This is a genomic window from Corallococcus sp. AB011P, from assembly GCF_003611605.1.
GTDB classification, from domain to species: Bacteria; Myxococcota; Myxococcia; order Myxococcales; family Myxococcaceae; genus Corallococcus; species Corallococcus coralloides.
In genome coordinates, this window is the sequence record NZ_RAVX01000015.1 from 103,388 (window position 1) to 122,007 (window position 18,620).

The 18,620-nt window shown below is 72.1% G+C and carries 14 protein-coding genes; 3 read left to right on the plus strand and 11 right to left on the minus strand.

What is annotated here, in order from left to right:
• Positions 1 to 18: 18 nt before the first annotated feature.
• The 4 genes from D7X30_RS29460 to D7X30_RS29475 form a co-directional block, all read right to left on the minus strand.
• Positions 19 to 2,646 carry a hypothetical protein gene (locus tag D7X30_RS29460; RefSeq protein WP_120566302.1) on the minus strand — a complete coding sequence of 876 codons (2,628 nt, stop codon included), beginning with the start codon at positions 2,644 to 2,646 and terminating at the stop codon, positions 19 to 21.
• The gene (locus D7X30_RS29465; RefSeq protein ID WP_120566303.1) at positions 2,643 to 5,828 is read right to left on the minus strand and encodes a poly-gamma-glutamate biosynthesis protein PgsC/CapC; all 3,186 of its coding nucleotides are present in this window, start codon (positions 5,826 to 5,828) and stop codon (positions 2,643 to 2,645) included. The genes D7X30_RS29460 and D7X30_RS29465 overlap by 4 nt, the downstream gene beginning before the upstream one ends.
• Positions 5,829 to 6,048: 220 nt before the next feature.
• Complete coding sequence (locus D7X30_RS29470) at positions 6,049 to 7,179, minus strand: hypothetical protein (protein WP_120566304.1); 1,131 nt, start codon at positions 7,177 to 7,179, stop codon at positions 6,049 to 6,051.
• Positions 7,180 to 7,395: 216 nt separating this feature from the next.
• The gene (locus D7X30_RS29475) at positions 7,396 to 9,162 is read right to left on the minus strand and encodes a protease pro-enzyme activation domain-containing protein (RefSeq protein ID WP_120566305.1); all 1,767 of its coding nucleotides are present in this window, start codon (positions 9,160 to 9,162) and stop codon (positions 7,396 to 7,398) included.
• A gap of 171 nt (positions 9,163 to 9,333) precedes the next feature.
• Here D7X30_RS29475 and D7X30_RS29480 point away from each other — a divergent pair, with 171 nt between their 5' ends.
• Entirely contained in the window at positions 9,334 to 10,083 is a 750-nt protein-coding gene (locus D7X30_RS29480; RefSeq protein ID WP_120566392.1) for a HEAT repeat domain-containing protein, read from the plus strand.
• On the plus strand, positions 10,080 to 10,817 hold the full coding sequence (locus tag D7X30_RS29485) for a HAMP domain-containing protein (RefSeq protein ID WP_120566306.1): 738 nt from the start codon (positions 10,080 to 10,082) through the stop codon (positions 10,815 to 10,817). The genes D7X30_RS29480 and D7X30_RS29485 overlap by 4 nt, the downstream gene beginning before the upstream one ends.
• Before the next feature lie 108 nt (positions 10,818 to 10,925).
• Here D7X30_RS29485 and D7X30_RS29490 read toward each other — a convergent pair whose 3' ends face one another.
• The 4 genes from D7X30_RS29490 to D7X30_RS29505 all read right to left on the minus strand — a co-directional run bounded on the left by D7X30_RS29490 (position 10,926) and on the right by D7X30_RS29505 (position 15,760).
• A complete protein-coding gene (locus D7X30_RS29490) occupies positions 10,926 to 13,856 on the minus strand; it encodes a helicase C-terminal domain-containing protein (protein ID WP_120566307.1) in 2,931 nt (976 codons plus the stop codon).
• A 56-nt stretch (positions 13,857 to 13,912) separates the two neighbouring features.
• Positions 13,913 to 14,353 (minus strand): copper transporter, encoded by a 441-nt coding sequence (locus D7X30_RS29495; protein WP_120566308.1) that lies wholly within the window; start codon positions 14,351 to 14,353, stop codon positions 13,913 to 13,915.
• A gap of 31 nt (positions 14,354 to 14,384) precedes the next feature.
• Positions 14,385 to 14,807 carry a cupredoxin domain-containing protein gene (locus D7X30_RS29500; RefSeq protein ID WP_120566309.1) on the minus strand — a complete coding sequence of 141 codons (423 nt, stop codon included), beginning with the start codon at positions 14,805 to 14,807 and terminating at the stop codon, positions 14,385 to 14,387.
• 86 nt (positions 14,808 to 14,893) lie between these two features.
• Positions 14,894 to 15,760 carry a hypothetical protein gene (locus D7X30_RS29505; RefSeq protein WP_233591852.1) on the minus strand — a complete coding sequence of 289 codons (867 nt, stop codon included), beginning with the start codon at positions 15,758 to 15,760 and terminating at the stop codon, positions 14,894 to 14,896.
• Positions 15,761 to 15,800: 40 nt separating this feature from the next.
• On the opposite strand from D7X30_RS29505, the gene D7X30_RS43170 reads away from it, so the two are divergent.
• Positions 15,801 to 16,268 carry a hypothetical protein gene (locus D7X30_RS43170; RefSeq protein ID WP_233591853.1) on the plus strand — a complete coding sequence of 156 codons (468 nt, stop codon included), beginning with the start codon at positions 15,801 to 15,803 and terminating at the stop codon, positions 16,266 to 16,268.
• Here D7X30_RS43170 and D7X30_RS29510 read toward each other — a convergent pair.
• The 3 genes from D7X30_RS29510 to D7X30_RS29520 form a co-directional block, all read right to left on the minus strand.
• Positions 16,248 to 16,661, minus strand: a complete 414-nt coding sequence (locus D7X30_RS29510) for a hypothetical protein (protein WP_120566311.1) — start codon at positions 16,659 to 16,661, stop codon at positions 16,248 to 16,250. The two genes, D7X30_RS43170 and D7X30_RS29510, sit on opposite strands and share 21 nt — an antisense overlap.
• A 50-nt stretch (positions 16,662 to 16,711) precedes the next feature.
• The gene (locus D7X30_RS29515; protein WP_120566312.1) at positions 16,712 to 17,755 is read right to left on the minus strand and encodes a diguanylate cyclase; all 1,044 of its coding nucleotides are present in this window, start codon (positions 17,753 to 17,755) and stop codon (positions 16,712 to 16,714) included.
• 174 nt (positions 17,756 to 17,929) lie between these two features.
• Positions 17,930 to 18,550 (minus strand): tRNA (guanosine(46)-N(7))-methyltransferase TrmB, encoded by a 621-nt coding sequence (locus D7X30_RS29520; RefSeq protein ID WP_120566313.1) that lies wholly within the window; start codon positions 18,548 to 18,550, stop codon positions 17,930 to 17,932.
• Positions 18,551 to 18,620: the final 70 nt, after the last annotated feature.

An 18,620-nucleotide genomic window follows, 5' to 3' on the forward strand; every position in this document is an offset into this window, starting at 1 on the left:
CGGTCCTCCCGAGGAACCTCACAACATGTCCTCGTCCGGCTGCCAGCCGCCCCGGTTCCACATGCGCGGCGCGGTGTTCTCCACCGCCTGACCGAACATGAAGAACCGCGCCCACATGGGCCCCGTGCCCAGCGACTGGATGCGCACGGTGTGCACGCCCGGCGCGATGTCCTCGCCCAGCGTCACCGGCACGGTGCGCGCGTACCACTTCACGCCCGGGCGGCCCACCGGCATGGCCGGCTCGCGCTCGGAGGCCGGCAGCACCACCGTGCGCTCGGCGCGCGTGACGTGCGGCACCAGCACGCTGGCGCGGCGCACGGGGTTGCCGCCATCCACCGTCACGGACAGCTGGGGCTCGGTCGCGCCCTCCGCCACCGGCGTGTAGACGACCACGTTGAGCGTGACCGAGCCGGGCCCCGTCTTGCGCACCGGCACACGCAGCCCACCCTGGCCCACCGGATACACCGTGCGCGAGCGCAGCCCGCTGCCCGCCGCCGGAGGCCGGTTGAGCAGCGCCGTCAGCCCCGGTGCAGTGGAACGCAGCAGCACTTCATGCTCACCCGGCGGCAGCGGCGGCAGCAGCTCCCGCGCCCGCGTGGAGCGCACGGTGAAGCGGTGCAGCGGCTCGCCGTCGAGCAGCACCTCCACCTCGTTGCCCAGCGCCGCCGCGTCCTTCAGCGACAGGCGCACCTCCGGACGGGTGGGCGTGCGCGCATCGAAGCGCGCCCGCACCGCGCGGCCCGGCTCCAGCACCGTGGACAGCGCCCTCACCATGTCCACCGTGTCCGCCGGCCCGGACTCCAGCACCTCCACCACCGGGGGCGAGCCATACGGGCGCACCACCACCGCGTCACCCGAAGGCGGAGACCTCTCCTCCTCGGGGCCCACGGGCTCCAGGCGCACCTGGCTGAGCAGCTCCATCCGCGCGCCGCCCTGCATCAGCGCGTTCAGGTTCGCCGGGCGCATCGGGTGCCACGCGCGTTGATCCACGGGCGCGTTGCGCCAGCGCACGCCGGTGAGCGCGTCGTTCGTGTACGGCGCGGACGCCGCCATGGGCTGACCGCTGGAGAGGAAGCTGTAGAGCTGCACGATGGTCGTGCGCGGCGCCTCCACGCGCAGCTTGCGCGCCCCCATCGGCAGGAACACCCGAGCGCTCGTCGCGCCCGACACCCACGCCGGCAGGTCAGTCACTTCTCCAGAGCCCGCGTCCTGGGCCGCCGTCGCCACGGGCGTGCAGGGCAGCGCGCCGCCCGGCAGCGGCACCAGGGCCGCGCTCTCGAACGGCGCGGGCTCCGGCGTCGCGTCCAGCGAAGCCTGTCCCAGGGACTGGCCCTGGGCATCCAGCACCGTGAGGCTCAGGTGCAGCGGCTCGCGCGAGGGCGCGCGGTCCAGCGAGCGCGCGTCGATGCGCACCAGCCGCCCCACCGCGTCCATGCGCGGATCGATGTCCAGCTCCAGCACCGGGCACGCCGGGCCGGTGGCGAACGCCTCCGTGCGGCGCGTGTCCGGCAGGAAGGCCACGCGGCCCTCCGACGCGACGCCCGGCTGGGGGCGCGACTCGGTGGGCAGCAGCCACGACTCGAACGGGCCCTCCACCGTGTAGCGCAGGTCCTCCTGGCCGTCGTTGCGCACCATCACCGTGTGCACGCCCGCCGGCAGCTCCAGCGGATGCGACATGGGCGAGCCCGCCACGGGGCCCGGCAGCTCCAGCGTGTGGGCCGTGCCGTCCGCGGACAGCGTCTGCACCGTCACCGGTCCGTGCGGTTGGGGATGCGCGTCCGTCGCGTCGCTCCACAGCCACAGCACCGGCTTCGTGGGCCCGGTGACGTTGAGGGCCACGGCGCGGCCGGCGCCCAGGCGCTCCTGCACGGACTCGGTGGCCTCCACCAGCGGCAGCCGGTAGGGGGTGCGGTAGACGGGTTCAATCTGGTAGTCGGTGCCCGCCTCGCCCTCCGCGTTGAGGCGCTCCCAGTGCTCCTCGGCGAGCCAGCGGCGCGTGTCGGTGGAGAGCTTCTCGAAGGGCTCGAAGGTGGCACGCCCGGCGCGCACCTCCGCGCGGGCCTGGGCCAGCTTCTGCGACGCGAGCAGCGGCAGCGTGCGGTGCGCGCGCACGTAGACGCGCGCCAGCAGCGTGTCGTTCGCGCCCGCGGCCCGCAGGTACAGCACGGAGTAGTCCGGGCGCTCCTTGGGCAGGCGCAGCACGAACTCGCGCTCGTCCGTCACCTGCTGATCCGCGTGCGTGGTGAAGGCGCTCTCCTGCAGGAACGTGCCGTCCTCCTGCGGCTGGCCCTTGCTCTGGCGCGTGCGCGTGAAGATGGAGCGCTCCAGCAGGACGCCGTCCGGCCCGCGCAGGATGGCCTTGAGGCCGTACTGGTACTGCTTCTCCGGCGCGTAGGGCGTGCCGTCCGGAAGCAGCTCGTGCGTGACGATGAGCAGTTCCTCGGCCTCCGCGGGGACGCGCACGCGCATCTCCCGGCCCGGCTCCAGGCGGTAGAAGATGAGGCGCTCGGCGTTGACGAACTTCGCGTCGCGCCGCGCGGTGGGCGTGTCGGTGTTGCTCAGCACGGCGAGGCTCGCGCCCCAGATGAGGGCCAGGCCCACCATCAGTCCAAGGAGCGCCACGAGGGCGCGGCTGCGGGTCTTCATCGACGGGCCTCTTCACGGGAGACTTCCCCGGTCAGCACCACCGGACGGCGGTGCCGCAGCGCCAGGTCCACCGTGCTCGCGAGCTCCGCGTCACCCGCGGTCAGCTCCGCGCGCTTCGCCGGCGACGGGTGCTGCTGAAGGAAATAGACGGCGCGCAGCACCTGCTTGCCCTGCCGCGCTTCCACCAGGAGGAAGGGCAGGCCGTATTCGGCGCTGAAGCCGGACTTCACCTGACGCGTCACATTGCCCACGCGCTTCGTCTGCGCCAGCGCGCGGAGGTCATGCACGTTCTGCTGCGCGACGTAGCGCTCCGCGCTCGCGGTCAGCTCCGCGAAGTGCTCCTTCAGCGCGGCGGACACCGGCTGCGTCGGCGCCACCAGCCGGTCCGCCAAGAGCGCGCGCTCGGGAGACTCGCGCGGCTCCTCGGGCAACAGGCCCGTGATGGCCAGCTCCTCCGCCACGAGCCGCGGGCCCACGAAGGCGCCGCGCAGCGGCTCGGACAGCCACAGCGTGGCCAGCCGCGCCCCTCCGAAGGTGCGGGAGAAGACCTGCTGCGGGCTTGCGTCGTTGAGGCCCGTCAGCTCCGGAGAGCCGTCGTGGTAGCGCACGCGCTGCCCCAACCAGCCCAGCGGGCCCTCCTGCGACAACAGCCGCTCCAGGTCCGCCGGCCGCTGCGCTGGAGTGAGCACCGGGCTGCCCACGTCCACCAGCACGTCTGCTTCCACGGACGGGCGGCCAGAGAAGCCGCGCAGGTGCAGCACCCAGCCCTGCTCCTTCGGCAGCGCGCGGTGCACCGCCTGGTGGAACGCCTGGAAGCTCGTGCGCAGCTCACCGAAGGTGGCGGGGTGGGGCATGTCGCCGGACGCGGTGGCGAACACCAGCGCGGTGGAGCGCGACTCGTGCCACAGCTCCGCGGCCACCGGCAGCGTGCCCGCCTCGCGGGCCGGCGACGGCACCTCCAGCGCGAGCGGAGCACCGCCCGGACGCACCATCAGCCCCGCGCCCAGCCGGCCCGGGGTGTCCTCCGCGTCCGTCACCCACCAGCATCCGGTGGCGCCCGCGCACTCCGTCACCGGGTGCACCCGCAGGCCCATCAGCGCCGCCATGGCCCCGGCCCAGCGCGAGCGCAGCTCCCGCGGCACGTCCGCCGTCCCACCGCCCAACAGCGGCGAGGCCACCTGTTGCTCCAGCACCAGCAGCTCCGCGTCCGACGGCCGCACCGCCGGCACGCGCGCCACTTCCGGCGTCACCATCAGCGTGCCCAGCGCGTCGCGCTCCGTCATCGGCGCGGCCAGCGCCTGGGCGTGCTCAATCACCAGCGAGGCCAGGTCCGAGGCGCCCGCGCGCAGCACGCTCACGCGCGACTCACCCCAGTTGCCACCGGGCTCCGGAGGCGGGTTCGCGGTCAGCGTCGCGCCGGGCCACAGCATGTCCAGACCCTGGGGCGCCTTGCCGTCAGGCGTGTGCAGCACCACCTGGCCCGGCTTCAGCGACGGATCCACGCGCAGCTGCACCCGCTCCCGCGAGGACAGCGCGTCGTGCGCGTGACGCAGCGGCGTCTCCGACTGCGCCAGCGCGTCGCCCAGCACCAGGCCCGCGCGGCGGGAATCCACGCCGCTCACGATGATGGCGCGGCAGTTCACGCGCTCGCACAGGAGCGCGGCGGCCTCGGCGCTCGGCGCCTCCGTCAGGGGACGCGGCACCTCCAGCACCGGCCCCTGCGCGCCGGGGACGAGCAGCGACGTGTCCCAGCCCGCCTTGCCGGCGCCCTCCACGCGCTCCACCAGCGCGAAGCGCGCGGGAACGCCGTCCTGCTTCGGCAGCTCGCGAAGCTCCAGTCCCAGCGCCACCGCCTTCGTGCGCAGCGCGTTCAAGTCTTCCGCGCGGCCCGACTCCAGCCACGCGTCCAGTCCGTTCCACAGCCCGCTGTACTCGCGCAGGTCGCCGTGTTTCAGCCGCAGCGACTGCCCACCCACGTCGCTCTCGCGCGCGGTGGCGCGGCCCATGACCATCAGGCCCAGCGGAGACTGGTCCAGGCCCAGCCCGGGCACCTGCTCGTGCGGCGCCTCCGCGGTGAGCGCAGTGGCCGGACGCGGCTCGATGAGCGACAGCCCGAAGCCCGCGAGGCTGCCGATGAGGAAGCCCGCCAGCGACGTATGCAGCGTGGGCAGGAGCACGCGCGCGATGACCTGCTTCTGCAGCATCTTCACCGCCAGCAGCGTGGGCACCAGGTAGCCGAAGCCGAACAGGTCCGTGACCTTCAGGCCTGGAATCCGGCCGCCCATGGCCCAGCCAATGCCCCACTTCACGAGGAAGCCCAGGCAGAAGACGAGCACCGTCTTGCGCGGGCCCTCCAGGTTGAGCGTGCGCAGCCCCGGCACCGACAGCACCGCCTTCGCGGCCAGCACCAGCAGCAGCACCTCCGCCAGCGTGGCCGCGAGCTTCAACGGCTCCAGCCACGTGAGCGCCAGCAGCGCGGGCACGAGGATGCCGTTGAAGTCCCAGCCGTACTTGAGGTTGAAGCGCGCGGCGAGGAACGCCGTCGTCAGCAGGATGATGTAGGCCTTGGGGCTGGACAGGAAGTCCTGCGCCACGTCCTCGTACATCAGCTCCAGGCTGGAGAAGGACAGGTTGGTGCCGGGCAGCAGCACGAAGCGGAGGATGACGTACGTGAGCGCCACCGGCACCGCCACCTGCCACAGCCCCCGGCGCAGCTTCAGCTTCCAGAAGGCGTTCGCGGTGAGCGGCACCAGTACCAGGCCGATGCTGTGCAGGCTGCGGTCGACGATGAAGGACGTGCCCCACCGCTCGTCCATCCAGTGGCCCAGCACGGGCAGGAGCCACGTCTCGCTGACCGCGCGCACCACCACGCTGGCGAGCACCACGGCGAAGAAGCGGTCGCGGCCGAAGAACTCACTCCAGGCCCCCGTGCGGGACAGTCCGCTGGAGAACGCCAGCGCCAGGCCATACGTGAGCAGTGATTCAGCGACGACGGTGCAGCCCGCCTCCGGGTGGATGACGAACACCGAGGCCAGGTAGCCGGGAACCACGAGGCCCACGAAGACCCACCCGAGCGTCTCCGTGAGGAGCGCCAGGATGAGCACGCCCACGAGCACCGCCACCAGGATGGAGGTATCGAGGGAGTAGGCCGGAAAGAGTGTCAGGGTCGAAAGGAGCGCCATGGTGGCCGCTCGAATCTAGGGAGGGCGCCGGACCCGACCAGGGTTGCCCCTCTCGGCCGCTGAGAAGCGTCCGCTGTCCAACCGAAACTTCGGGCCTTCAGTGTCACTGATTGACCAACCCCGGACACTGGTGTCGGACCCGTGGGCGGATCAGCCCACCTGCTTCACAGGAGGCGACGCTGTCTGGCACGGCACGTGCGGACGTCTCCCGCGAGACACTTCACGGGCAGTCCTGCGCGACCAGGGCCGGGCAGTCCAGGCCGGAGCCGCCGAGCGTGCAGGGCACGGTGTCCGCGAGCGCCTGCATGACGGCCTTGGACGACGCGCCGGTGCCGCGCAGCGTGGCGGACTGCTCCAGGTGGACGAAGCGGTCCGAGGCGGCGGCGGCCTCCGTGTAGCAGGCGTCCGCGGCGCCATTGTCGATGCGGCCCTGCACGTTGCTGGTGCCGCACAGGGTGCGGTGCTTGCCCGAGTCATCCGCCGCGTTGCAGGAGAAGGCCTTCTTGGTGCCCGTCAGGTGGGTGTTGAGCGCGTCGCGCAGGCGGTTGGAGAGCGCATCCGGCCGCGGTGTGCTGGTGCCGTCGCTCACCACGGCGGCCTCGGGGCCGTCGCCCGCGTCCATGCCGTGGATGCTGGCGGCGATGGCGCCCGGGTATGTGTCGCGCAGCGCGCGGTGCGCGGCGGTGAAGAAGTTGTTGCCGTAGTGCGCGACGTCGGAGATGCGCAGGCCCTTCGTGCCGCACACGCTGGTGGTTCCGCTGCACGGGCTGGCGGTGGTGACGGCGCAGCGGTGGCTGCCGGTGATGAGCAGCGCGCGAGCGCCCAGCGTCACCAGCTGCGTGGCCGTCTGACGCAGCGTGCCCTCATCAGAGTCCGCGTGCGGCGCCTCCAGCCACAGGTCGCGCGCGGGGAACAGGTTGATGATGAAGGTGCCGCCGCCACGCGACAGCAGCCCCTGCTCGCGCACCACCAGCCACCCGCCGCCCGTGTCGTTGCGGAAGGTGGACACGCCGTAGCCCATCCCCGCCAGATCCTGCACCACCTGCGGCGTGGGACCTTCGGTGAGCAGCGTGCGGAACACGCCCTCGAACGCGGCGAGCTCCGTGCCGCCCGGCTCCTTGAAGCCGCCGCTGTTCGCCGCGGCGATGGGCGCTGTCTGGAGCCACGACGTCAGGTTGCCCGTCAGGGTGGACAGCGAGCTGAGCGGCGAGCACACGCCCGTCGTGGGGGCAGGCGCGCTGACGACCGGCGTCTCGGCCGCGGGCGTCTCCGTCGTGGGTGCCTGGCTCGCGTCCTCCTCGGGCGCGGTAGGCGCGGTGGGCGTCTCGACGATGGTCCCCGGAGCGGACATGGAGGGACTCTCCGCCACGGCGTCACTCGGCCCGGCGACGGCACTGCTGCAAGCGGCTGCAAGGAGCAGGAGGCAGGACAAGGATGCACGCAGGGGGAGCAGGGACATGGTCCTGTCCCGAACAGCACGCCCTGCGCATGCATTCGCATCCCGTCAATCCGGGATGACAGCCGGAGCGGGGCTCGTTTGCCCGTCCGCCCTATGTCACCCGCCCGCTCAGGGCAGGGTCCGCAGCAGTCCCTCCGCGTCGGGTGCGCCCCAGCCGGTGGGGATGTCCCAGCCCGGTCCGGCTTCGTACTGACGGTCGGTGACACCCACGGTGATGTCGCGGAACGTCTGCTGCACTTCGGGCAGCGTGTAGAGCTGCGAGTTGAGCCAGCCCACCCGCGGCTTCTGCGCTTCCGCGCGCGCGCCGTTCACCACCGTCATGATCCCCGCGAAGATGGGCGAGGAGAACGACGTGCCGGTGTTGGGCGTGGTGACACCCAGCCACGTGTACCAGAAGCCGGTGTCCGCGTTCAGCGCCACGTCCACCACCGCGCGTTTGGCGGGCAGCGGGACGATGCCCTTCTGCCACTCCGGCGTGGCGAAGGTGCGGGTGATGCCGGAGCCGGAGTAGTACCAGGCCGTCTCGCCCGTCACCGTCATGCCGTTCATCTTCAACTGCGTGCCGCCCACGGCGGTGACGTAGGGGCTGTTGCCCGGGACGTCCACGCCCGCGGAGTCGCCGCTCGCCGCCGCGACGGTGATGCCCAGCGCGGCGGCCATGGTGCTGGCGTGGCTGTAGGCCTCATGCACCGCTTTGGGTTCGGAGTCCTCGCGGTGGGCGAAGGACGTGGTGATGACGCTCACCTCGCCCCGGCCAATGGCCTCGTTGTAGGTGTAGAGCATGGACGTGTTGCGCGCGTCCGGCCCCATGTAGACGAGCACCTCCGCCTTGGGCGCCATCGCCGCGGCCCACTCCACGTCCAGCGTGCCCTCGCGGTAGCGCGTGACGGGCGGCTCCATGGTCTGGATGACCTTGGGGTCCTCGCGCTCGATGCCCCACATCTTCCAGAAGGCGCGCAGGTCCTTCCACCGGAAGCTGGCGCCAATCACCACGCCCAGCTTCATGCCCTGGCCCTGGTAGCCCTGCTGATAGAGCGAGTCCACGTTGTACGCGCGCGCCACCTGCTGTGGCGTGAGCCCGCGGCTGACGGGGTTCGGCGGCTCCGTGGACGGCTGACCGAACTCGCCTGGCAGCGTGCCCGTCTCCGCCGGCAGGTCCAGCGCCACGACGGCGTGGATGCGCTGCTGCACGAACGTGGGGGCCTTGATGGTCTCCGTGAGGCCGTAGACGTCGTGCGGATCATTTCCGCCCTGGGGCGACTTGCGCTCCAGCACTCGCAGCGTCACGCCGAACGCCTTGTTGAACTGGGCCACCGTGCCCACGAACTGCACCAGCAGCCGGTTGGTGGCGACGTAGGGCACCTGCATGCCTTCGGACTTCAGCCAGTCCGTGACGACGGTGACGTCCTTCTCCAGCGGGGCGTGCTTCGCCATCCACTCGGAGGGCGTCATGTACTGGCGGAAGCGGGAGCCGCCCGGCTTGTAGATGTCCGCGATGTGCTCCTCGAGCGCTGACGGGTCTCGGATGGGGAAGGACACGAGCCCGCGGATGAGGTCCGTCACCGGCGCCTCGCCCTTGTCCGTGTAGACGCCCGGCAGGGGGCCCGGGACGCCGTCCGTCGTCGGGATGGGCGTGGGGTCCAACACCTCCGCCTCCGGGTCGGGCGGCGGCGGGTCCACCACCTCCGGCTCCGGCGGTGGCCGGCCAGGAGGGGGCTGGGACGTTTCGGAGTCGGGAAGGGTGGGCGTGGATTCCACAGGAGTCGGCCCGGGAGGTCGCGGCTTGCCCACCGACGTCAGGCGGTCCGAGTCACGGCAGCCACCCATCCACCCCGCCAGCAGAAGAACACCCGTCAGGATGTATCCGCGCTTCATTGCTCCCCCAGCCCGGAGTGACCCGCCTCGGGTCCCCGGCACCCCAGCCGTCCTCCCCCTGGAGGACGTCGGCCCTTGTGCGCATCGAAGGTGGGAGCGATTGCCCTGAGAGGCAACTGTCGTGGACAGGTAAATCGCGGCTACACTGTTGGCACTTCTTTGCCCATCCCCATGCGGCTGCCGACAGCACTCCTGCTCTTCCTCTTCCTGCTGCCGTGCGCTGCGCTGGCGCAGGGAGACACGCGCATCACCTTCCTGGGTCGTCAGCTGGAAAAGGGAAGGGATCCGCGTGCGCGCTCACAAGCCGCGCTGGTGTTGGGCGCCACCGAGGACCCAGAGGCGGTGACACCGCTGTGCGGCGGCCTCAAGGACCCGAGCGAGCTGGTGCGCGCGGCGGTGGCCAAGGGGCTGGGCGCGCTGCTGGAGCCGAAGGGGCTCGACTGCCTCCAGGCGGTGCAGGGGGAGGCGGACGCCACGGTGCAGGCGGCGGTGGCGGAGTCCATCAAGGCCATCAAGGCGTACCAGACGCGCCGGCCGCGCTTCTACCTGTCGCTGGACGCGCTGAAGGACAAGACGGGCACCGTGCCCGCGGAGCTCGTGAAGGTGACGGAGGCGCGGCTTCGTTCCAAGCTGGTGCGCCGGGGCGCGCAGATGGCGCCGGAGAAGGAGTCCAAGGCCGCGGCGAAGGGCGCGCTCAAGAAGCTGGGCGTGCACGGCTACCGCATCACGGCGGAGATCCAGAAGACGGACAGTGGAGGCCTGCGCCTGGCTCTCTTGTGCATGACGTACCCGGAGCAGTCCCTGATGGGACAGGTGGAAGTGAACGCCGCGGGGGCTCCGCCCGCGGACCTGTTGAAGGCCCTGATCCCCCGAGCCATCGAGGAAGCCGCCGCGACCTTCGACTGGAGCAGCGAGACATGACGACGACCACGGCCCAGGCCCCGACGACGAAGCGCCGCTGGCGCAACTTCCTGCTCGACGCGCCCTTCCAGCTGAGGCTCACCGCGTACATCGTCGGTGTGTCGTTGGTGATGGCGGCGCTCTTGGGCATCTTCCTGGTGCGCGCGGCGAACTCGCTGATGCACGAGACTGCGACGGCGGTGGACGCGCGCTCGGCGGCGGCGGAGGTGAGCCGCGAGTTGTCTGGAGCCACGCTCTCCAACGAGCTGATGGCCCACATGAACGACCCGGCGTTCGAGAAGCAGTTCCGAGAGCAGGCGCAGGCCATCGACGCCAAGTACGATGCGGAGCGCGCGGCCATCGTCACGCAGCGCGCGGAGCTGGAGCGCCATCAGCAGCTGACGTGGTGGGTGCTGGGCGGCTGCCTGGTGTCGTTCATCGCGGTGGTGGCGCTGGCGACCATCGTGGTGACGCACCGGATGGTGGGCCCGCTCTTCCGCATCAAGCGCATGATGCGCGAGGTCGCGGAAGGCCACCTGAACCCGCCGCAGCACGGCCTGCGCGAAGGCGACGAGCTGCAGGACGTCTTCGAGGTCGCGCGGGACATGACCCAGCGGCTGCGCGCGCAGCAGACAGAGGACGCGCGCGCACTGTCAGAGGCCCTGGCGCAGGCGAAGACGAGCGGCGCCACGGGTCCCTGGGTGGACGAGCTGAGCGCCCTGGAGGCGCGCTACCGCGAGCGGCTGGCGCGGTAGGGCAGGGCAGGCGCCCCGCTTCACCGCGCGAGGCGCCGCTCACCCGGAGCACGCGGCCCACGAGCGCGGTGGAGCAGAGCAGCGCCTTGCTTCAGCGCGCGAGGCGCCTCACACCCGCGCGGTGTCCGCGGTGAGCCCCATCTGAAGCAGCTCCGAGTGCAGCAGCAGCCGCGCCTGCGCCCATGGCAGCGCGACCACGCGGTAGCCCGCGAGCGCCTGGAGCAGCAGCGGCCGGTAGCTGGCGTGACCGGGGTCCGCGACCACGACGATGCCCCGGTCCGTGGTGGAGCGGATGAGCCGCCCGACGCCCTGACGCAGGAGCAGCAGCGCGCGCGGCAGCCGGTACTGGAGGAAGCCCAGGTACTCGTTGCCCGCCTTCGCCAGCGGCTCCTCGCGCGCGGCCACCAGCGGCCGTGACGCCGGCTCCAGGGGCAGCTTGTCGATGAAGACACACCCCACGCCGCGCCCGGGGATGTCCACGCCCTGCCAGAAGCTCTTGGTGCCCAGGAGCACCGTGCCCGTGTCGCGCTCCTGCCGCGCCGCCAGCGAACGGCCGTGTCCGCGAGACTGGCGCAGCACCTCGATGCCGTGCGGCTCCAGCCGCGCCTGCACCTCGCGCGACACGCGCTCCAGCCGCCGCGTGGAGGCGAACAGGCCCAGCACCCGGCCGCCCATCACCTGCGCCAGTCCGGAGATGCGCCCGGAGGCCCAGTCGATGAACGGCTCCTCGTGCGCGCGCGGTGCGTCCGTGACGAGCACCACCAGCGCCTGCTGTCCCAGATGGAACGGCGAAGGTGCGCGAAGAATCGGAGGCCTCAGCCCCAGCCGCTTCAGCACGAAGGGCACATTGTCACCCGTGCCCAGCGTGGCGGACGCCATCACCAGCGCGCGCTTGTTCGCGGCGAAGTCCTTCGCCACGGACTCGGACACGTCCACCGGCTGCGCGCCCACGCTCCATCGCTGCTTTCGAGGCTCCGCCCGCGCCGCGTAGCAGCGCTTCACGTCCGGCTCTCCGGCCAGCTCGCCCGCGAGCACCGACAGCTCACCCAGCTCCGTGGTGGCGCCGGCCAGCTCCCGCTCCAGCGAAGGCTGCTTCACCGCCAGCTCCGGCAGCGCCGCCAGCACCCGCACGGACAGCAGCGTGTGCACCCGTTGCAGCGCAGTGCGCACCGCCACCAGTCCCTCGCGCACGGGCTCCCAGGCGGGCAGGGCGCGCACCGCGTCCGTCACCCGCAGCTCCGGCGCGTAGGCCGCGTCGTCCGCGTCCTCACCGGGCATGGCAGCCGCGGGCTCGCACAGGGCCGTCACCTGCTCGCCCAGCAGGCGCGCCTCCTGGAGCAGCGTGCGCAGGGCGTCGTCCACCTCGGACATCAGCACGCGGGATTCGTCCCGGCGCGTGGCCGCGAGCGCGCGGCGCAGCTCCGCGAAGAGGCCCCGGCGCCCATCGCGTCCGTGCAGCCGCTCCGTGAGGCGCAGGAAGGCCAGGTCGGACAGCTCCACGGTGAGCGCGGTGGTGGCCACGTCCTCCAACTCGTGCGCCTCGTCCAGCACCAGGTGGTCCAGGCGCCCGTAGCGCGCGGGCCACGCGAACGCGAGCGACTGGTTGATGACCAGCACGTCCGCCTCGCGCGCCTGCGCCACCGCCGAGTGGTAGAAGCACTTGTGGTGATGCGGGCACCGCTCGCCCAGCGTCGTCGCCGCCTCGGAGCGCACCGCCGGCACCAGCCCGTGCATGCCCGGGAAGCGCTCGCGGAACCAGTGGCTCAGCCGGTCCAGGTCTCCGTCCACGCTGCGCCGCAGGTACGCGCGCACATAGGCCCGGGGCGCCCGCGCCGTGTGGTTCATCCCCGGCTCCACGCGCGTGGCCTCCAGCGCGCGGCGGCGGCACAGGTAGTTCGTCTGGCCCTTGAGCAGCGCATAGCCGAACGCGCCGCCCGTGGCCTGGTGCAGCCGGGGCAGGTCCTTCTCCAGGAGCTGGTCCTGGAGCGTCTTCGTGTGCGGCGCCACGCCCACCTTCAGCCCGTTGCGAGCGGCGAACAGCGCCGCGGGCGTGAGGTACGCCAGCGACTTGCCCGTGCCCGTGCCGGCCTCCACCGCCACCTGCCCGCCGTCCGACAGCGTGCGCGCCACCGCCTGCGCCATCTCCAACTGGGCGGGCCGCGACAGGAACCCGCCGCCCCGCTCCAGCGCGCCGCCGGGCCCCAGGACCTGGGCCACCTCTTCCGGACGCACCGGCAGCGGCGTCGCGTCCAGCTCGGGCTCCGGGGGAGGCCTGCCGCCATTCGCGCGCTTGCGCTCCGGCCGCGCGCGCAGGAAGCCGCCCGTCGTCTCCAGGTTCAGCGGCGTAGGCGTGGCCCGGCACGCCTCCCACAGCCGAGAGAGCAGCTCCAGCAGCGGGCGCGCCTCCGCGTCCATCGCCAGGTCGCGTGCGTCCTCTTCGGACAGGGCATCCAGCAGCGGCGTGGGCCCCAGCGCCGCGCGGGCCCTGGGGTCCATCGTGGACAGCAGGTCCGCCACGTCCTCCGCGCGCCCGTCACGCACGCAGCCATCCAGTGCGTGCACCAGCACCGCGTGCACCGCCACGCAGTCATGGAGCGCCCGGTGCGGCTGCTGTGAGCCCAGCTTCGCCCACCGCATCAGCGACTCCAGCGAGTGGCTGGGCAGCTCCGGGTGCAGGTAGTGCATGAGCTCGCACGAGTCGAGCACCGGCACGCCGCCGAGCACGTCCGGCAGGAAGCCCTTCTCGAACGGGGCGTTGTGCGCCACCACCGTCCAGCCCTTGAGCCGCTCACGAAGCTGGGCGCGCTCCGAGTCGAAGCGGGGCTGTCCGGAGAGCTGCGCGTCGGAGAGGCCGGTGAGCCGGCGGATGGTGAGGTTCAGCGGGCGCGAGGCCGAATACAGCTGGGAGAAGCGGTCCACCTCCCGGCCGTGCTCGAAGAAGAGGCAGCCCACCTCGATGACCTCGTCCACGCGGGGATCGAGCCCCGTCGTTTCGAGGTCCAGGAAGACGTGCCGGGTGAAGAGCTCCGAGCTGCCCATGCAGGCGCGTGAGCCTACCCGCCCGGGCGGACATCGCCAGTTAACGGAGCGGGGCGCTACTGCACGTAGAAGCGGCCGGTGGTCTCTCCCGTCGGGCACCCGTAATGGAGCATCCCGGACCGACGGGGCGTGAAGGCGATCTCCACCAGCGTGTTCAGAGGCAGCTTCACGTCAATGCCCTGGTCGGCCATCACCAGCGAGGTGGCGCATGTCGCCTCCGTCCTGCGCGTCACCAGCAGCGTCACCGGCTTGTCCTTGTGGAGCAGGACCAGCGAGGAGGGCTCGAAGCCCTTCTCCGTGACGGACAGCTCCAGCATCAGCGTCCCGTTCACCAGGTGCCCCTCTTCCTGGATGGCCGTGTAGCCGTGGCGTTCCCGGTGCTCGTCCGCTTCCGGCGCCTTCGCGGCGGCGGGCTCCTTCGAGCACGCCGGCTGCGTCACCCCCACGAGGACCGCGGCCACGGTGAGCACGAGGATGCGGCGGGAGGACGGGCGCATGCGGAAGGCTCCGGAAGAGGAGGCCGGGGCCTCAGTCCACCACGAACGTGCCGGCGATCATCTTCCCCATCGCGCAGCCGTACTTCAGCGTCCCGGACTGGTTCGGCGTGAAGGAGATGTCCACCGGCGTGTTCAGGGGCAGCTTCGTGTCGATTTGATACTCGTCCATCACGAGCTCGGTGGCGCACGTCAGGTCCGTCTTGCGTGTCACCACCAGCTTCACCGGCTCGCCCTTCTTGAGCTGCACCGGCGAGGGCTCGTAGCCCTTCTCCGTGACGGCCAGCTCCACCACGTGCACGCCGTTCTCCCGCCGTCCCACCTCCTGCGCGGCGGGCGCGCCCGGCTCCTTCGCGGAGGACTCCTTGGTGCACGCCTGCTGCGACGCCCCCGCGAGGACCGCCGCCGCGGTGAGCGCGAGCCAGGGCTTGATGATGCGGGAGAAGAAGGGGCGCATGGATGAAGGCTCCAGGGGGAGGAAGGACACGGGCGGCCCGCCGTGAAGGCAGGGCCGCCCGGAAGTAACGGCACCGCGAGCCGCTTTCAGCCCTCGGCGTCGGGCGTCGAACCGGCCTCGTCGTCGGAAGCATCCTCGGCGGGGGCCGGGGGCGCCTCGAAGCGCAGGAGCGCGTGCAGCGGGATGAACAGCTCGTGCCCGGGCTCACCCAGCAGCACGTCGAAGCGGCCCACGCGCAGGAGCGGCGCCTCCACCGTGATGCCGTTGCGCAGCACCAGCTTCACCGTCTGCCCGATGTGCGGCAGGAACGGCCGGGGGTCCGAATACGGGCGCTTGTCCGGCTGCCGTGCCACCTGCGCCGGCTTCTGCGTGAGCTTCGCGTCGCGCTCCAGGGTCGGCATCAGCCGCTCCCAGTCACCCCTGCGCGCGATGAGCACCACCTGGAGCTTCTCCAGCCGGCCCGTGCGCTCGAAGGTGAAGGCGATGGCCTCCTCCGCCAGCAGCGTGTCCAGCAGCGACCGCTCCGCCAGCACCACCGACAGCTCGGTCTTCTGCTCGATGAAGGCGCCCAGGAAGTCCGCGACGAGCGCGTTGTCCACCTGGCCGCGCGCCTGCTTGATGGCCGCCTTGCGCTGGCTGCGCTCCTTGCGCGCCATGAACTCCTGCACGGTGAGGCCGCTCTGGAGGATGCCGAACGCGTCTCCCAGCGACAGGCCCGGCGTCTGGCCCATCAGCTCGTAGACCTGGTCGAAGCGCTTCGCCTCCTCGGCGTGCAGCTTGCGCCAGATGCGCGCCTTCATCTTCCCTTCCAGCTCACCCTTGGCGATGCGCGCCGGCACGTGTTCGCGCGTGGCCAGCGCCAGGATCTGCTCCGGCGTGGGAGGCGGACGCGGCGTGCTGGGGCGCGGCGCGAAGCGACCCGGAGGCCCACCCGCGCGCGGCGGTCCACCCATCCCGGGACCCCGGGGCGGCGGACGTGACGCGGCCCCTGGCGTGAAGCCTGGCGCCGGCGCACCGGACGGCCGGGGCGGCGCCGAGGGGGCCGTCGTCGCCGTGCCTGCCGTGCCCACCGAGCCCGGAGCCGGGCGGGGCGGGGGAGCGGACGGCGCCACGGACGCGGACGGCCGGGGCGTGGGGGGAAGGCCGCTCGGCCGGGGCGCGGGCGCCACGCCCGGCGAGGGGCGGGGGGCCGGCGTCGCCGCGCGCGGAGCGCCTTCCGCGCTGGGGGGGACCACCGGGGCGGAGGGCGCCACCGGCGTGGGCCGGGGCGTGGGCCTCGGCGTGGGGGAGGGGGTGGGGGCAGTCGAGGACGGAGTCACCGGGCCGCCGGGCGTGGAGCCCGGTCTCCGGATGACCTCGACTGCGGGGAGCACCCGCCGTGTCTTCCTGTCGTTCACGGTTGTACGTTACCTGATGCGCGAGAGCCGGGCATGCCCGGGCTCACGGCTGGGGGGATGCTGAAAAGTCCACCTTCCACCCGGACGGTTCCCTCACCATCCGGACCTCGCCCGACCTTCCCGCCGAGCGCACCACCAAGGTCGCCACGTCGCCCTCCTGCCGGAGCAGCGAAACCTCCTGAACATCCGGCGGCACCGGGACATTCGCGAAGAACAGCGCGAGCGGCTCCGGCTTCACCATTCCCCCCGACGCGTCGCTCACCTGCTGCGCCCGCGTCTTCAGGACCTGCTGGGTCTGTTGTGACAGCCCCGCGTATGCCTTGGGCAGCTCTCCGCGCTGCACGTGTCGGTGGAACGTCTGGTAGGCCCCCACGGGGGTGTCCGGCTGCAGCCGGCTGCAGCCGCCCAGGGCAAGGAGGGCGAACAGCAGCCAGGTCGTCATCGCGAGCGGGCGCATGGGGCCTCCGATTTAGGTCAAACCGCCGCCGTGGGGAAGCGGGAGGTGTGTCACGCCGCGTGCTGGTGGACGCGATTGCGGCCCGTTCCCTTGGCGGAATACAGGCTCGTGTCCGCCGCGCGCAGCAGGGCCTCCGTGCCCGGAAGGTCGTCCGCGGGCACCGTCGCCACGCCCAGCGACGCGGTCAGCTTCACCTCCTGCGACATTCCGTCCGGCGACGTCCACGTCAGCTCCAGCCGCTCAATCGCCTCGCGCACCCGCTCGCACGCCCGGAGCGCGTCCTGGGGGGCCGCCTCCGGCAACAGGGCAATGAACTCCTCGCCGCCGTAGCGGGCCAGCAGGTCCACCTCCCGCAGCGTCGCGCGCGCCGTGTGCGCCACCGCGCGCAGCACCTCGTCCCCGAAGGGGTGGCCGAAGGTGTCGTTGATGCGCTTGAAGTGGTCGATGTCCAGCATCACCAGCGACAGCGGGGAGCGGTACCGGCGCGAGCGCATGAACTCCTCGCTCAGCCGCTCCTCGAAGTAGCGCCGGTTGAACAGGCCCGTGAGCGCGTCCGTGCGGCTGAGCGCGAGCAGCTCCTGCCGGCGGCGGTCCAGCTCGCGGTTGGCCCACTCCAATTCGCGGTTCTTCTCCAGGAGCGCGTCCTGCAGCGCCTTGAGCCGCAGCATGGACTTCACGCGCGCGCCCAGCTCCAGCATGTCGAAGGGCTTCACCAGGTAGTCGTCCGCGCCCAGCTCCAGCCCCTCCACCTTGCCCGCCGCCTGCCGGGCCGTCATCAGGATGACGGGGATGAAGCCGAAGCCGCCCTCGCCCGCGTTCGCCTTGACGATGCGGCACACCTCCACGCCGCCCAGGCCCGGCATCTCCACGTCCATCACGATGAGGTCCGGCCGGCCCGCGCGGATGGCGGACAGCGCCTGCGCCCCGTCCAGCGCTTCCTTGAAGACGTAGCCGTGCGGGGCCAGGCCCTCACGCACGTGGCGGATCTGCGCCGGATCATCGTCCACGATGAGCACGGTGCGCCCGGAGAAGTCGTTGGCGGGTCCGCTCCTGCGCACGCCCTCCGGCATCCGTTTCCTTTCGGCTTCCGGCATGAGGCGCCCACCCCCCAACAGGATGCGGTCGTGGCCCGACGTCGCGAGTGGCCCCCGGGGCGGGAACCCCGTGGGTGGATTCTCCTCCGGGTGGAGGGCGCTGCCAAGGGCCCTTCCGGGCACCCGCGGACACGAGGCCGCCGGGCGTCCAGGGCCTGACAGGCGCCGGAGAAACTACGGCGCGGGTTTCACCAGGCGTGCGCGGTACACGGGCTCTCCGGACGACAGGTAGCGCCGCTCGCGGGTGGAGGGCACCTCCTCCGGGTCGTACGGGTGGAACACCCCGGCGCCCAGCGGGTTTTGGAAGCCCGCGCCCTCCAGGATGCCCAGCATGGCCACCGCGCGGTCCTGCACGTCGGTGCGCATGTCGAAGCGGCCGCCGGGCTTGAGCAGCCCCAGCATCACCTTCGCGAAGTCAGGCTGCACGACCGCCCGCTTGGCATGCGAGCGCTTCCACCACGGGTCGGGGAACTGCAGGTGGATGACGTCCAGCGACCCGGGGGCGAAGATGCGCGGCACCACGAAGCGCGCGTCGGATTCGACGACGCGCAGGTTCTTCATGCCCGCCTTCTCCGCGCGCATCTGCGTGTCGCGCGCGTACTTCTTGCGCCACTCGAAGGCCACGAAGCGCACGCCGGGGTTTCTGCGGCAGTACTCCAGCGCGTGCCCGCCCGCCCCGGAGCCGATCTCCAGCTCCAGCGGCCCCGTGAAGCCGAACTCCGCTTCCCAGTCCGGGGGCGCTTCCAGGGGGACGAACTTGAGGCCGACCGGTTCAGGGAGCAGGGCAGGGCGCATGGCGGGAACGGGGGGCCTCTAACCATGGAGCTGCGTGGGTTGGCCAGGGCAAAAGCGCGCGGGGTGGTAT